We start from the raw sequence: 14408 nt of genomic DNA, 5'->3' as shown, positions 1-14408 counted from the left end.
CGATCATGTCGCATGGGATTGCCCTCAAACCGGCAAAGTCGAGAAGATCGACAAACCTCACCGGGACCGTCCGCATCCCGGGCGACAAGTCCATCTCGCATCGTTCCTTCATGTTCGGAGGCCTGGCTGCCGGCGAGACGCGGATCACCGGCCTCTTGGAAGGCGAAGACGTCATCAACACCGGCAAGGCGATGCGTGCCATGGGCGCGAAGATCGACAAGGTCGGCGCCGAGTGGATCATCCAGGGCACCGGCAACGGCGCGCTGCTCGCACCGCAGGCGCCTCTCGATTTCGGCAATGCCGGCACCGGCTGCCGCCTGACGATGGGTCTCGTCGGCGTCTACGATTTCGAGTCCGCCTTTATCGGCGATGCCTCGCTGTCCAAGCGGCCGATGGGCCGGGTGCTCGATCCATTGCGCGAGATGGGCGTCCAGGTGACGTCGATGGACGGCGACAGGCTGCCCGTCACGCTGCGTGGTCCGCGCACGCCCAACCCCATCGTCTACCGCGTGCCCATGGCCTCGGCGCAGGTCAAGTCCGCGGTGCTGCTTGCCGGCCTCAACACGCCTGGTGTCACCACCGTGATCGAACCGGTCATGACCCGCGACCATACGGAAAAAATGCTGCAGGGTTTCGGCGCTGATCTGACCGTCGAGACCGATGCCGATGGCGTCCGCACGATCCGGCTTGAAGGTCGCGGCAATCTCAAGGGCCAGGTGATCGATGTTCCCGGCGATCCGTCCTCGACCGCGTTCCCGCTTGTGGCTGCGATCCTGGTGCCGGGATCGGACGTGACCATCATGAACGTCCTGATGAACCCCACCCGCACCGGTCTTATCCTGACGCTGCAGGAAATGGGCGCGGATATCGAGGTGATGAATGCCCGCAGCGCGGGTGGCGAGGATGTGGCCGACCTGCGCGTCCGCGGCTCCGACCTCAAGGGCGTCACTGTTCCCGCCGATCGTGCACCATCGATGATCGACGAATATCCCGTCCTCGCGGTCGCCGCAGCCTTTGCCGAGGGAACGACGACGATGCTCGGTCTCGAGGAGCTGCGCGTCAAGGAGTCCGACCGTCTCTCGGCCGTTGCCGAAGGTCTGAAGCTGAACGGCGTCGATTGCGATGAAGGCAAGGAAACGCTTGTCGTGCGCGGCCGTCCAGGCGGCAAGGGCTACGGCAATCCGTCAGGCGCCGCCGTCGTCACCTATCTCGATCACCGCATCGCCATGAGCTTCCTCGTTCTCGGTCTCGCATCGGAGCACGAAGTCACGGTCGACGACGCCTCGATCATCGCCACCAGCTTTCCGGAGTTCATGGATCTGATGACCGGTCTCGGCGCGCAGATCGAGAACCACATCGAAGGAAAGACCTGAGGCGCACGCTAATGTACCAACCGCCGCATTTCCGCGAAGACGATCTCGGCACCCAGCATGCGCTGATCCGCGCCTATCCGCTGGGCATGCTGATCACATCGGGAAATTCCGGTCTGCTGGCCAACCCGGTGCCGTTTCACCTCGATGGAGAAGCCTCTGATAAAGGCGTGCTGCGGCTGCATCTTGCCCGGGCGAACAGCCAGTGGAAAGACATCCGCGACGGCGCGAGTGTCCTTGCTGTGTTTCAGGGCGCCGATAGCTACGTGACACCGTCCTGGTACCAGACCAAGCAGGAGACGGGTAAGGTCGTGCCCACCTGGAACTACGCCATCGTTCAGGCCCGCGGCCCGGCCCGCATCATCGAAGACGCCGGCTGGCTGCTTGCCCAGATCGAGGCGATCACCAGCGAGCACGAGAACAGCCGGCCGATGCCCTGGTCCGTCAACGATGCGCCAGACGATTTCATTTCCGCCCAGTTGAAGGGTATCGTCGGTGTCGAGATCGAGATCTCGGAGATCGAAGGAAAGTGGAAGGTCAGTCAGAACCGCCCGGTCGGCGATCGTGAAGGCGTTGCCTCTGGCCTTGATGATATGCCCGGTCAGAACGCAATGGCCGATCTTGTACGCCGCTACGGAGCTTCCCGCCTGACATGAATCCTGCAGACAACACTACGCCTCTGGTGATCGCAATCGATGGCCCTGCGGCAGCCGGCAAGGGAACCCTGTCGCGCCAGATCGCCGAAACCTACGGCTTCCAGCATCTCGATACGGGCCTCACCTACCGCGCAGCGGCCAAGGCGCTGCTTGATAGGGGTCTGCCCCTCAACGACGAGGCCGTTGCCGAGACGATGGCGCGCGACGTTGAACTTGCAGGTCTCGACCGCGAAATTCTCTCGGCCCATGCGATTGGCGAAGCGGCCTCGAAGATCGCCGTCATGCCCGCCGTGCGCCGGGCGCTGGTGGAAGCGCAGCAGGCGTTTTCGAAACGCAAGCCGGGCACGGTGCTCGACGGTCGCGATATTGGCACTGTCGTCTGCCCTGATGCACCGGTGAAACTTTACGTCACCGCCTCGCCGGAAGTGCGTGCCAGACGCCGTTACGACGAGATCGTCGGCCGCGGCGATGCCGCAGATTTCGACGAGATTTTTGCGGATGTGCAAAAGCGCGACGACCGCGACATGGGGCGTGCCGACAGCCCTTTGAAGCCTGCGAAAGACGCACACTTGCTTGATACGTCAGAAATGGGTATAGAGGCCGCGTTTCAGGCCGCGAAGGCGATTATCGACGCCGCCCTGAAAGGATGATGACCGACCGGATAACCGGCGGCGCATTCGAGCCCGATATCTTAGTCCTTGCGCCGGATTGCCTCTGAACATGACGAGGCGGGCTTGGATTTCGGGTGTGATCAACACGAACCCACGGCGCAATGTGTCCTTGACTGGACACGACCAGGAGATTTCATGGCAGTAACTAACCCGTCGCGGGAGGACTTCGCAGCCCTTCTCGAAGAATCCTTCGCAACCAATGATCTGGCCGAAGGCTACGTTACCAAAGGTCTGGTAACGGCGATCGAAAAGGACATGGCCGTTGTTGACGTCGGCCTCAAGGTCGAAGGTCGCATCGCGCTGAAGGAATTCGGCGTCAAGGGCAAAGACGGTTCGCTGAAGGTCGGCGACGAAGTCGAAGTCTATGTCGAGCGCATCGAAAACGCGCTTGGCGAAGCAGTTCTGTCGCGCGAGAAGGCTCGCCGCGAAGAGAGCTGGGTCAAGCTCGAAGTCAAGTTCGAAGCTGGCGAACGCGTTGAAGGCGTTATCTTCAACCAGGTCAAGGGCGGCTTCACGGTCGATCTCGACGGCGCTGTTGCCTTCCTTCCGCGCAGCCAGGTCGACATCCGTCCGATCCGCGACGTGACCCCGCTGATGCACAACCCGCAGCCCTTCGAAATCCTCAAGATGGACAAGCGTCGCGGCAACATCGTTGTTTCGCGTCGTACGGTTCTTGAGGAGTCCCGTGCAGAACAGCGCTCGGAAATCGTTCAGAACCTTGAAGAAGGTCAGGTTGTTGACGGCGTCGTCAAGAACATCACCGATTACGGTGCGTTCGTTGACCTCGGCGGCATCGACGGCCTGCTGCACGTGACCGACATGGCATGGCGCCGCGTCAACCATCCGTCGGAAATCCTGTCCATTGGCCAGCAGGTCAAGGTTCAGATCATCCGCATCAACCAGGAAACCCACCGCATCTCGCTCGGCATGAAGCAGCTCGAGTCGGATCCGTGGGATGGCATCGCTGCCAAGTACCCGGTTGGCAAGAAGATCTCCGGTACCGTCACGAACATCACGGACTACGGCGCATTCGTCGAGCTGGAGCCAGGCATCGAAGGCCTGATCCACATCTCGGAAATGTCCTGGACCAAGAAGAACGTACATCCCGGCAAGATCCTTTCGACCACGCAGGACGTCGACGTTGTCGTTCTCGAAGTCGATCCGTCGAAGCGCCGCATCTCGCTCGGTCTCAAGCAGACCCTCGAGAACCCATGGCAGGCATTTGCGTTCAGCCATCCGGCCGGCACTGAAGTCGAAGGCGAAGTCAAGAACAAGACCGAATTCGGCCTGTTCATCGGCCTCGACGGCGACGTTGACGGCATGGTTCACCTCTCCGACCTCGACTGGAACCGTCCAGGCGAACAGGTCATCGAGGAGTTCAACAAGGGCGACGTCGTAAAGGCTGTCGTTCTGGATGTGGACGTCGAGAAGGAGCGTATCTCGCTCGGCATCAAGCAGCTTGGCAAGGATGCTGTCGGCGAAGCCGCAACATCCGGCGAACTGCGCAAGAACGCTGTCGTTTCGTGCGAAGTCATCGCCGTCAACGACGGTGGTGTTGAAGTGAAGCTTGTTGCTCACGAAGACATCACGTCCTTCATCCGCCGCAACGACCTGGCACGCGATCGCGACGATCAGCGTCCGGAGCGTTTCTCGGTTGGTCAGGTTTTTGACGCCCGCGTCACGAACTTCTCCAAGAAGGATCGCAAGGTCATGCTGTCGATCAAGGCTCTCGAGATCGCTGAAGAAAAGGAAGCAGTTGCACAGTTCGGTTCGTCCGACAGCGGCGCTTCGCTCGGCGACATCCTCGGCGCGGCTCTGAAGAACCGCGGCAGCGAGTAATCGTTGTAGCTTGAAATGCGAAAGCCGCCGGATCGAAAGATCCGGCGGCTTTTTTCATGCCCGCTTTTTTGAGGCCGCACCGTGAACCGTCGGCTCAGGCCCACCCTGCCATGCGCCAGTAAAGTTCGTTCGGACGACGATCGTCGTTGCTGGCCTCCGAGGACGCAGCTTCGTCGTCGCCTGGGTTGTCGTCGTCAGTCGGCTCGTTGCCGTCATCAGCGTGATCGAAAGCCTGGTCCTGGCTGTGGTCTGCTTCGCCATCCTCGTCCACTGCCGTCACCGGCTGCGTCTTGCGGTTTTCGCGCCGCGGCTCGTCGTCCGCCATCGGGTAGGGGACAAACGGCAGGCCTATCGCCTCGCGCTGGACAAGCGGCAGCGGCACGGGCATCGGCTGGATGTCGGGGTCTGGCACGGCCTCCGGGGCTCCGGTGGTTTTTGCGCCGGTGGCGTGACGTTCGTTTGCAACGCGCAGCAGATCGTCCTCGGCATGCGTTATCCCGGCCGTCTGCATCGCGTCTATGTCCGGAGCACCCGCGGCAGGTTGTCCCTGTCCGCCGGCATGTGCCACCGTCCCACTGCCCCCTCCGCCAAATAGGTTCTTGAAAAGCGCCGCTGTCGAATTGTCGACCGGAGTTCCTGTCGCGAGTAGCGCCGCCTGAAGCGCGCTTGGCGCAATCGCTGATACGAGTTGCGCCAGATTGCTGGGCCATTCCACAGCGGGTTTCGGTGCCAACGCCGTTTCGGCATCGCTGATCGGGATTTTCATGTCATTGTCGAAGGCATCGATAACCGATGCGACCAGAGCCCCGGTATTCGTCACCGTCGAGATGCCCGGTACGGAGGTCTGCGGCAGGGCTCCTGGCGAAACTTGCTGCATCAGCCCCGCATCTGCGGCCGCGATCGATAAGGCTTGCGCAGGCGCCGGGCTCGCGTCCGGCTTGATCGGAACCGCGTTTGAGACGGCGGGAGACGGCGTGGCGGGTTTGGATTGCAGGTCGGTGGTTGCCGTCGCGAGACCTTCTGATCGGACCGGCATCGGCCGCGCAAGGACCGCCTCGCGGGTCGGCTCTTCCTGCAAGTCAACGAGGGGCGGCAGCAGTTGGGGTTTCTGAAGCTCAGTACCGGGAACCTTTGTGGCAGGAGCCGCGGCGGCTGACCCGCTCGTGGGTGGCGAGAACGGAGCGATAGCTGGTGCCGCTGCACCGGGAGCCGGCGGCGTTGCACTGGTGGCGGGTGACGTCACCGACTGCGATTTTGCTCCGATGTCAGGCAGAGCGCCGGGGGATGGCCCGGGGGTCTCTGTACTTGCTGTGTCCGGAGAAGAACCGGGCAGAGGAACTGCCGGCGATGCGGGGCCCGGCGCCGAGGTCTGGGGCGCTGAGGTGCCGGGCAGGGAAGCTGACGGCGAGGGGGCGCTGGTCCGTGACGCAAGGGAGGTTTTCGTATCATCTCCCGTTGCGCTGGCAATCTCATTCTGCCGATAGGAGCTGACTGCTGCATTCTCAACCGTATCGCTATCCGCGACAAGCGCTGCTTCCAGCGACAGGATCAGCCTGGCGGCATCGAGACCACCGGGGTTCTTGAGGATTTCGGCCAGCAGCGGCACGGACAAGCCCTTGACCAGCTGGCTCAGCGTTTTCTCAAGTGCGGCTAAGTCGACGGCGCTCATGGACTGCACCGCGACAGTCAGGCGCTCCGCATAGTCTGCCAGCAACTCGCCGTCGTTTCGCGGTATCTGCAGGAGTTGACCGATCGTTTCGGCGAAGATCGACGACCCGTAGGCAAGCTGCAACTGGCCGGAGAGCGACAGAAGGTTCAGGCGGCCACCCGCAATCAGTCCATCGTTCGCGGACAGGTCAAGGTCAGCTCCTGCGGCCGCCGCGATGGGACGTGTGGGAGCAACCGTACGGACCGGAGAGAGTGGGTCGGCCTGCATGCTTTGCGTAGCACTGACAGGAGTCAGCATGGCGCGCTTCCATCTGTCGCGTGTGAAAGGAAGGGACAACTCGGCCGCACACGACCGTACGCGCAAGGAGCACGCCGAAACTGCGCCGCCATCTCATGGCGCACGATTTGCCGATCAGCAATTTTAAGCGCGCTATGGTTAAATCATCGCTAATCGCCGGATTACACGGGCCGATGGTCAGCTGTGCGCAAAAATGTCGGTCTCGCCCCATCCGAGCAGATCGAGCTTTGCACGGGTCGGCAGGAACTCGAAACAAGCCGTGGCGTGTTCGATACGCTCATCGCGGAGCAGGCGTTCGGTCAGCTTGTCGCGCAGCGCATGAAGGTGAAGCACGTCGGACGCCGCATATTCCAGTTGGGCCTGCGACAGGGTTTCGGCCGCCCAGTCGGTCTGCTGCTGCGCCTTGGAGATGTCGACGTCGAGCAACTCTCTCAGATTGTCCTTGAGGCCATGTCGATCCGTATAGGTCCGCACAAGCCGCGATGCGACCTTGGTGCAGAAGACAGGCGTGGTCGTAACCCCGAACGTGTGAAACAGAACTGCGATATCGAACCGTCCGTAGTGGAAGATTTTCTGGTGGGTGGGATCGGCAAGCAATGCGACGAGATTGGGAGCGTCTTTTTGCCCCGAAGCGATCCGGATGACGTCCGCCGTTCCGTCGCCCGGCGATAGCTGCACGACACAGAGCCTGTCGCGGCGGGGAACGAGGCCAAGCGTTTCGGTATCGATCGCGACCGCGCCCGTGTAGCGCGACGCGTCGGAGGCTGGAATATCTCCATGATGGTACCGTATCGTCGTCTTCATGCGTGTCTCCGATGCCTCGCTGTCTGCCGGATAACCTAGAGGAAAGCTCAGGCGGAAGCACGCAGCCAGGACGTCTTATCCCGGACAATGGCTACCGCTTGGCGAAGACGAAACACGAACGCGTGAGCAATTGCCCAGCAATGCAGCAAACGCATTGCTGCATTGCAGCAGAGCCTCTTGGCGCACCGGGAAGATATGGCTAGAAGTTTGGTCATCGAACGACGCACCTCCTCCTCCCAGTGTCGTTCGATACGGATCAACAACACCCTCCTCCTCCCAGTTGTTGATCAAGTTTAAAGCCTGGCGCATCCTCCTCCCGCGCCAGGCTTTTCTCGTTTTGTATCCCTTAAAATCCTCTATGACCGGCTCTGCCTCCGCAGAACGCCTTGCTGCGCAATAAGAAAAAGCCAGCGCATCGCTGCACTGGCTTGTCCGGCATAAAGGTGGATCTGCAGGTCAGCCCAGAGCTTCTATCGCCTTCATCACGTCGTCGTCGATCTTGAGACCGTGCTGGATGCTTTCGGCGCGAAGACCGCGGCCTCGCCGGCCGGGCAGGCGGACACCGTCCTGCTTTGCCATTTCGCTCGCCAATGCCGCAAAGCGTTCTGCCGCGCCGCCACCCGTCGTGGCATCCGGATCGATGACGATCAGCGACTGGCCAAGCGCCGGCGGAGATCCGGTCTCGTCAAACAGCGAGCTGGCCTGGTAGGAGTATTGCGCACCGCCGATGCCGGCCGCCATCACTTCGACCATGAGTGCAAGCGCTGCCCCCTTGGCGCCCCCGGATGGCGCCATCGTTCCCTTGATCGCGGCAAATGCGTCGGTTGTCGGATTGCCGTCGGTGTCGAACGCCCAGTCGTCGGGAATACTGGTGCCCTTCTGGGTCGCTTCCATCACCTTGCCGCGGGCAACCTTGGAGAGTGCTAGATCGATGACCAGCGGCTCGTCACCGGCAATAGGCGCCGCAAAAGCGATCGGATTGGTGCCGAACAGCGGCACCTTGCCACCCCAGGGGGCCATGGAGGCGGGCGCGTTGGCAAACATCATCGCAACCAGCCCCTGCTCGGCAAAGCGCTCCACGGTCAACGCCATGACGCCTGCATGGTGCGAACGGTTGATGGCGGCAAAGGCGATGCCCTGTTCGCGCGCAATCGCTGGAAGTTCCAAGACAGCGAGATCGAGCGCCGGATAGGCAAAGCCAAAGTCCGCGTCGATTGCAAGAACTGCGGGCCTTGGCCTACTCGCCTTAGGCCGAGCACTGCCATCCACCTTGCCGGTCCGCACCTGTTTGACATAGGCCGGGATGCGGCGAAGCCCGTGACCGGACTGGCCGGCGGCTTCCGCCTGCACCAGGGCGCGGGCAACCGAGCGTGCGGTGCTATCAAGCACGCCGTTGGCTTCGAAAACGCCGCTCACCAGCGTTTCGGCTTCTTCAAGGGTAATCTGCATGGACAAGCTGTTCCGGGAGCGAGTGTTAAGGAGGGCAACCGAACCCGAAAGCACGGCTACTTGCACTCTACCGACTGAGTGACGAGGCTTGCAACACCTGCCGGTGCGATCGGAACAGGTGATGCGCGCCGAACGGCTGAGACGACGTAGTCGTCGATACGCGTATCTCCAGACGATCTGGCAACGGACACGCGCCCGATATTGCCATCGCTGTCGAAATTGAAGCTGATCGTCACGATCCCCTTCTGGTTTGACGGGCAGCGGCGGGCATTACGGGCGATCTTCGTGCGCACACGGGTCATCCAGGTGGACGGTGACATCGTCGAGGCCACCGATCCGCTCGAGGTCTGCGCAGCGGCAGTGCGCTCCGACGGCTTTGCCTGAACCTTTGCCTGCGCCTTTTCCTTCTGCGCCTGCGGCTGACGTCGTGGCTTTTCTACCTTCTGGACCGGCTTCGGTGGTGGTGGACGAGTGACCGGCAGCGGGACTTCCACGTTCTCCAACGCTGCGGTGACCTTCTGCTCGATCGGATCGACAGGCTCGGGCGGCGGCGTTTCGACGATCTCCGGCGGCGGGGGCGTTTCCTCCGGCAGCGGCGTCTCGATCACGGGTTCCGGCGGCGGTTCGGGTGTCTCCTCAGCCACTTCCGGTGGCGGTTCGACCGGTGGCGGCTCCTCGACGGGTTCGACCTCTTCGACCGGCTCGGTCTGCTGGGTCTCGACCAGTTGCCGGTCTTCGGTGTCGGTAGCGATCTGCTCTTCGTCCGGGATCGCCGCCTCCGGCTCCGGCGCAAGCTCGATCATGATGGCGGCCTGCGGACCGTTGTCGGCAAGTTCCTCCGGCTCTTGCCTCATCAGAAGCGCTGCGGCGGCAATGTGGACCGTGAGCACAAGGATAGCGGCAGATCCCCACAGCGCGATCTCGCCGATCCTGCTCGCATATCCTCTGCGCTGCATGGCAAGGCTCATGGAGCGCCTCCGGTGGCCGGCGAAGCGGCTGGTGCAGGCGCTGCTGGTGCGGCGGGTGTAGACGCTGGCGCCTGTTGGGCACCCGACGCGGCCTCCAACCCGACCAGCGCAATCTTCAGGTAGCCGGAATCGCGCAGCAGGTTCATCACTTCCATGAACTGCCCGTAATCGACGGCCTTGTCGGCCCGCAGGAAGATCCGCGTATCCTTATTGCCTTCGGTCTGACGGTCGAGATTTGCGGCAAACTGTTCGCGCGCGACCGGATCGTTGCCGATATTGAGCGACAGGTCGTCCTTGACCGTCACGTAGAGAGGCTCGTCCGGTCGTTCTGCGGGCTTTGCGCTGGAGGCGGGCAGATCGACATTGACGTCGACCGTCGACAGCGGCGCGGCCACCATGAAAATGATTAGGAGCACCAGCATGACGTCGATAAACGGCGTCACGTTGATCTCGTGATTTTCGGGAAGTTCATCGCCGTGATGTTCGCGAATGCCGCCTGCCATGGGTTTATTCCCCCGCGACCAGAGACATCGACGCAGGCCTGCGTCCGCCCGGCGGCACCTTGCGGAAATCCAGATCGCGGCTGACCAGTCTTTCGACACCGGAAGCAGCGTCGGCCAGCAGCTGGCGGTAGCCGGTGACCGAGCGGGCGAAGGCGTTGTAGATGATGACAGCAGGAATTGCGGCGACCAGACCAAGGGCGGTCGCAAGCAGCGCTTCGGCGATGCCGGGTGCCACGACCGCAAGGTTGGTCGTGTTGGACTGCGAAATGCCGATGAAGGAATTCATGATGCCCCAGACCGTGCCGAACAGGCCGACAAACGGACCGACCGAACCGATCGAGGCAAGAATGCCCGTGCCGCGGGCCATGCGCCGTCCGGAATAGGCTTCGATGCGCGACAGAACCGAAGACACGCGCTCCTTGACGCCACCGGTTTCCGCGTAATCAAGAGCTGCTTCGGAAAGCTCCACCTCTTCCGTCGCGGCACGCAGCATCAGGGCCGCAGGCCCGCCGCGACGGCCCGTCGTCTCAAGCGCTTCAGGCAGCGTATGCGCGCCCTGGATGATTTTCAGGACACGCTTTGCGCGGGTACGGGCGCCCATCAGCTCCAGCGTCTTTGCGATCCAGATCGTCCATGTGAGAAGCGAGGCAATGGCAAGGCCGATCATCACGGCCTTCACCACCCAGTCGGCCGCCATGAACATGCCCCAGGGCGAAAGATTGTGAGGAATATCGGCGCGTGCTTCGGGGGAAGGTGCACCCGTTGCAGCCGGAGCCTGCTCGATTGGCGTCACGGAGGGAGCAGCAGGTTCTGCCGGGGTTGCGTCTTGAACGGGTGGCGGGGTCTGCTGTGTCGTAGGAGCAGCGCTTGGAGGATCAAGGGCCGGCGCCGTCTGTTGTGCCGGAGCAGGCGCTTCCGGTGCAGGCGCCTCGACCTGCGCGACCGCATTTGTCGTCATCAGCATCAAGGCCGCAATCGTTGTCACGAGGGGACCGGGCCCGGCAACGCGCAACTGCTTCCTGTCGAGGTGAGACTTCGGGACAACGGACATGGCAGCGATACTCCGACTGGTCGCCGGAAGGCTCAGTTGGCCCAACGGCTCGATATCATTCAGCCGGTCCGAAAACTGAGGGCGGCGGCTTGCCGCTATGCGATAATAAACATGAGTGTGGTTGGCAACTATAATCGGGAGAGTATCGCTTAAATTTGACTGCTTCCGTCATGATTTGGTCCGCATGGCCCTGCTGCCAGCCGCAGCCTGTCTCCCAAAGCTCCGCACAAACGAAAAAACCGCCGGAGATTTCTCTTCGGCGGTTGATGGTTTCGGCAGCGCTAAACTTACAGCGTGCGCGTGATGTGCTCCACGCGGAAGCACTCGATCGTGTCGCCTGCGCGGATATCTTCGTAGTTTTCGAACGCCATACCGCATTCCTGACCCATCGGCACTTCGCCGACTTCGTCCTTGAAGCGCTTGAGCGTCTTGAGCTTGCCTTCGTGAATGACAACGTTGTCGCGCAGCAGGCGGACGCCTGCACCACGCTCGACCTTGCCTTCGACGACGCGGCAACCTGCAACCTTGCCTGTCTTCGTGATGTTGAACACCTCGAGGATCTCGGCATTGCCAAGGAAGGTCTCGCGACGTTCTGGCGAAAGCAGACCCGACATCGCTGCCTTCACGTCATCCACCAGATCGTAGATGATGTTGTAGTAGCGGATCTCGGTGCCGGCACGATCGGCCGCTATGCGCGCCTGTGCGTTGGCACGGACGTTGAAGCCGATGATCGCTGCTTCGGAGGATTCGGCAAGCGCAAGATCCGACTCGGTGATCGCACCTGCGCCCGAATGGACGATGCGGGCGCGGACTTCGTCGGTGCCAAGCTTGTCGAGAGCGCCGATAATGGCTTCGACGGAACCCTGAACGTCGCCCTTGATGAGCAGCGGGAATTCCTTGTAGCCGGTATTCTGCAGCTTGCTCATCATCTGCTCGAGCGAACCGCGCTGACCGGACTGGCGAGCAACCGCCTTGTCGCGGGCAAGCCGCTGGCGATATTCGGAAATCTCGCGAGCACGGCTCTCGTTTTCAACGACGGCAAACTTGTCACCGGCAGCCGGAGTGCTGGAAAGACCGAGCACTTCGACCGGCATGGCCGGGCCGGCTTCCTTGACGTGAACACCCTTGTCGGTCACGAGCGCGCGGACGCGGCCCCACTGATCGCCGGCAACGATGATCTGGCCAGGCTTCAGCGTGCCCTTCTGGACGAGCACGGTTGCAACCGCACCGCGGCCACGGTCGAGCTGAGCTTCGATGACGATGCCTTCTGCCGTACGGACCGGATCTGCCTTGAGGTCGAGAATTTCGGCCTGCAGCAGAACTGCCTCGAGCAGCTTGTCGAGATTGGTCTTGTTCTTGGCCGAAACTTCGACGTCGAGAACTTCACCGCCCAGCGATTCCACGAACACTTCGTGCTGCAGCAGCTGCTGGCGCACCTTGTCCGGGTTGGCTTCGTGCTTGTCGATCTTGTTGATCGCCACGATGATCGGAACACCGGCAGCCTTTGCGTGGCTGATGGATTCAATCGTCTGCGGCATCACGCTGTCGTCGGCTGCAACCACGAGGATCGCGATATCCGTTGCCTGGGCACCACGGGCACGCATGGCCGTAAAGGCGGCGTGGCCGGGGGTGTCGATGAAGGTGATCTTCTGGCCGTTCTGTTCGACCTGATAGGCACCGATATGCTGGGTGATGCCACCGGCTTCACCCGAAACTACGTTGGCCTGGCGGATCGCGTCGAGAAGCGAGGTCTTGCCATGGTCGACGTGACCCATGATCGTCACGACCGGAGGACGCGACACCATTTCGCCGGCGTCGTCCATCTGGTTGAAGATACCTTCTTCAACGTCCGATTCCGAAACGCGCTTGACCGTATGGCCGAATTCACCGGCAATGATTTCAGCGAGATCGGCGTCGATGACGTCGCCGGCCTTCATCATCTGGCCTTCCTTCATCAGGTACTTGATAACGTCGACGGCGCGTTCAGACATGCGCTGCGACAGTTCCTGAATGGTGATGGTCTCAGGCAGGATCACCTCGCGCATAACCTTTTCGCGGGTTTCCTGCATTTGGCTGCGGCGGAACTTTTCCTGCCGGCGGCGCATGGCAGCCATCGAACGACCACGGCCGGTGCCGTCATCATCAGTGCTGGCAGCGGTGATCGTCAGCTTGCCCTGGCGACGGCCTTCTTCGACCTTCGGGCGTGTCGGTGGCTTGGCAGGAACGGGCGCTGCAACGCGGCCGCGACCTGGAATGGTCCGGGCAGGTGCGCGATCCTCTTCCTCGTCGTTGCGGCGACCACGTCCGATGACGGGGGCGGCAACAGGTGCGGCTCCCGGCGTCGGGCGAGCCGAGTTACGGTTGTCCTGGGTATTGGCGTTGCGATCTGCAGCGGCTGGCGCTGGCGCAACCGGTGCCGGACGCAGAGCTTCCTCGGCGGCGCGTGCCTTGGCTTCTTCGGCCAGACGTGCTGCTTCTGCTGCTTCTTCGACCTTGCGGCGCTCGTCTTCTACCTTACGGCGCGCATCATCCTCGACGCGCTGCTTGGCTTCGACCACATCGCGCGCCTGGGCTTCGACGAGTGCGCGACGGCGTGCATCCATCTCGCTTGCGGACAGGTCGTGCAGGACAGCACCACCCGAACGCTGCGGCTGGCGCTGCGGCTGTGACGGCTGCTGCGGACGCTGGCCCTGATGCGACGAGGGACGCTGACCCTGCGATGACGAAGGGCGCTGGCCCTGCGAAGAACCGGGGCGGTATCCCTGCGATGAAGGCTGCTGGACGCGCGGCTGCGGCGGGCTAGGCTGGCTGACGGGTGCAGCAGGGGCGGGGGTTGCAGGTGCGGCGGCGGCCACAGGGGCGGCTGGTGCCGGCGCTGCAGGGGTTGCCGGCTGCGGGCGTGGCGCTACAGGAGCGGCTGCCTCGACTGGCCGAGGGGCCGGTGCTGCGATCGGTGTAATTGGCTTTTCGTCGAGCGGACGGGTCGGACGGCGCTTGACCGTCTCGACGACGACCGCCTTGGTCCGGCCGCGACCCATGTCCTGGCGCACAGTACCCTGGGTCACACCCGATGGTTTCAGGGTAAGGGTCTTCTTCACGCCCAGTGTCTTGTCGTCGTTGTTATCAGTCAT

The 14408-nt window shown here is 62.3% G+C and carries 11 protein-coding genes; 4 read left to right on the top strand and 7 right to left on the bottom strand.

Annotation, left to right across the window (positions count from 1 at the left end; translation table 11 throughout):
• Window positions 1-5 precede the first annotated feature (5 nt).
• From aroA to rpsA, 4 genes are all read left to right on the top strand, one after another.
• Window positions 6-1373, top strand: a complete 1368-nt coding sequence (gene aroA / locus AC0JZ8_RS05200) for a 3-phosphoshikimate 1-carboxyvinyltransferase (RefSeq protein ID WP_471891969.1) — start codon at window positions 6-8, stop codon at window positions 1371-1373.
• A gap of 11 nt (window positions 1374-1384) precedes the next feature.
• Window positions 1385-2026, top strand: a complete 642-nt coding sequence (locus AC0JZ8_RS05195; RefSeq protein ID WP_471891968.1) for an FMN-binding negative transcriptional regulator — start codon at window positions 1385-1387, stop codon at window positions 2024-2026.
• Entirely contained in the window at window positions 2023-2676 is a 654-nt protein-coding gene (cmk, locus tag AC0JZ8_RS05190) for a (d)CMP kinase (protein ID WP_471891967.1), read from the top strand. Before AC0JZ8_RS05195 ends, cmk begins: the two co-directional genes overlap by 4 nt.
• Window positions 2677-2832: 156 nt before the next feature.
• Window positions 2833-4536: a 30S ribosomal protein S1 gene (rpsA, locus tag AC0JZ8_RS05185; RefSeq protein WP_062454210.1), complete on the top strand. Its 1704-nt coding sequence runs from the start codon at window positions 2833-2835 to the stop codon at window positions 4534-4536.
• A gap of 94 nt (window positions 4537-4630) precedes the next feature.
• On the opposite strand, the gene AC0JZ8_RS05180 is transcribed toward rpsA, so the two are convergent.
• The 7 genes from AC0JZ8_RS05180 to infB form a co-directional block, all read right to left on the bottom strand.
• Entirely contained in the window at window positions 4631-6502 is a 1872-nt protein-coding gene (locus AC0JZ8_RS05180; protein WP_471891966.1) for a hypothetical protein, read from the bottom strand.
• 177 nt (window positions 6503-6679) lie between these two features.
• Window positions 6680-7306: a ribonuclease D gene (locus AC0JZ8_RS05175; RefSeq protein WP_092663999.1), complete on the bottom strand. Its 627-nt coding sequence runs from the start codon at window positions 7304-7306 to the stop codon at window positions 6680-6682.
• A 456-nt stretch (window positions 7307-7762) separates the two neighbouring features.
• Window positions 7763-8755, bottom strand: a complete 993-nt coding sequence (locus tag AC0JZ8_RS05170; protein WP_471891965.1) for an Ldh family oxidoreductase — start codon at window positions 8753-8755, stop codon at window positions 7763-7765.
• 56 nt (window positions 8756-8811) lie between these two features.
• Window positions 8812-9723 (bottom strand): cell envelope integrity protein TolA, encoded by a 912-nt coding sequence (gene tolA, locus AC0JZ8_RS05165; RefSeq protein WP_471891964.1) that lies wholly within the window; start codon window positions 9721-9723, stop codon window positions 8812-8814.
• Window positions 9720-10226, bottom strand: coding sequence for a TonB system transport protein ExbD (gene exbD / locus AC0JZ8_RS05160; RefSeq protein ID WP_062454205.1), 507 nt, complete (start codon window positions 10224-10226; stop codon window positions 9720-9722). Before exbD ends, tolA begins: the two co-directional genes overlap by 4 nt.
• A gap of 4 nt (window positions 10227-10230) precedes the next feature.
• On the bottom strand, window positions 10231-11190 hold the full coding sequence (exbB, locus tag AC0JZ8_RS05155; protein WP_471893328.1) for a tonB-system energizer ExbB: 960 nt from the start codon (window positions 11188-11190) through the stop codon (window positions 10231-10233).
• Between the two features lie 374 nt (window positions 11191-11564).
• Window positions 11565-14408, bottom strand: a complete 2844-nt coding sequence (gene infB / locus AC0JZ8_RS05150) for a translation initiation factor IF-2 (protein ID WP_062578571.1) — start codon at window positions 14406-14408, stop codon at window positions 11565-11567.

It is taken from the genome of Velazquezella soli (assembly GCF_977018685.1).
This window is presented reverse-complemented; position numbering and strand designations above follow the sequence as displayed.

What these genes read in the sequence shown, in the direction of transcription:
- cmk (WP_471891967.1), top strand. Translation starts at nt 2,023, where the DNA reads ATGAATCCTGCAGACAACACTACGCCTCTGGTGATCGCAATCGATGGC.
- AC0JZ8_RS05195 (WP_471891968.1), top strand. Translation starts at nt 1,385, where the DNA reads ATGTACCAACCGCCGCATTTCCGCGAAGACGATCTCGGCACCCAGCAT.
- exbB (WP_471893328.1), bottom strand. Translation starts at nt 11,190, where the DNA reads ATGCTGATGACGACAAATGCGGTCGCGCAGGTCGAGGCGCCTGCACCG.
- AC0JZ8_RS05175 (WP_092663999.1), bottom strand. Translation starts at nt 7,306, where the DNA reads ATGAAGACGACGATACGGTACCATCATGGAGATATTCCAGCCTCCGAC.
- exbD (WP_062454205.1), bottom strand. Translation starts at nt 10,226, where the DNA reads ATGGCAGGCGGCATTCGCGAACATCACGGCGATGAACTTCCCGAAAAT.
- aroA (WP_471891969.1), top strand. Translation starts at nt 6, where the DNA reads ATGTCGCATGGGATTGCCCTCAAACCGGCAAAGTCGAGAAGATCGACA.
- infB (WP_062578571.1), bottom strand. Translation starts at nt 14,408, where the DNA reads ATGACTGATAACAACGACGACAAGACACTGGGCGTGAAGAAGACCCTT.
- rpsA (WP_062454210.1), top strand. Translation starts at nt 2,833, where the DNA reads ATGGCAGTAACTAACCCGTCGCGGGAGGACTTCGCAGCCCTTCTCGAA.
- AC0JZ8_RS05170 (WP_471891965.1), bottom strand. Translation starts at nt 8,755, where the DNA reads ATGCAGATTACCCTTGAAGAAGCCGAAACGCTGGTGAGCGGCGTTTTC.
- AC0JZ8_RS05180 (WP_471891966.1), bottom strand. Translation starts at nt 6,502, where the DNA reads ATGCTGACTCCTGTCAGTGCTACGCAAAGCATGCAGGCCGACCCACTC.
- tolA (WP_471891964.1), bottom strand. Translation starts at nt 9,723, where the DNA reads ATGAGCCTTGCCATGCAGCGCAGAGGATATGCGAGCAGGATCGGCGAG.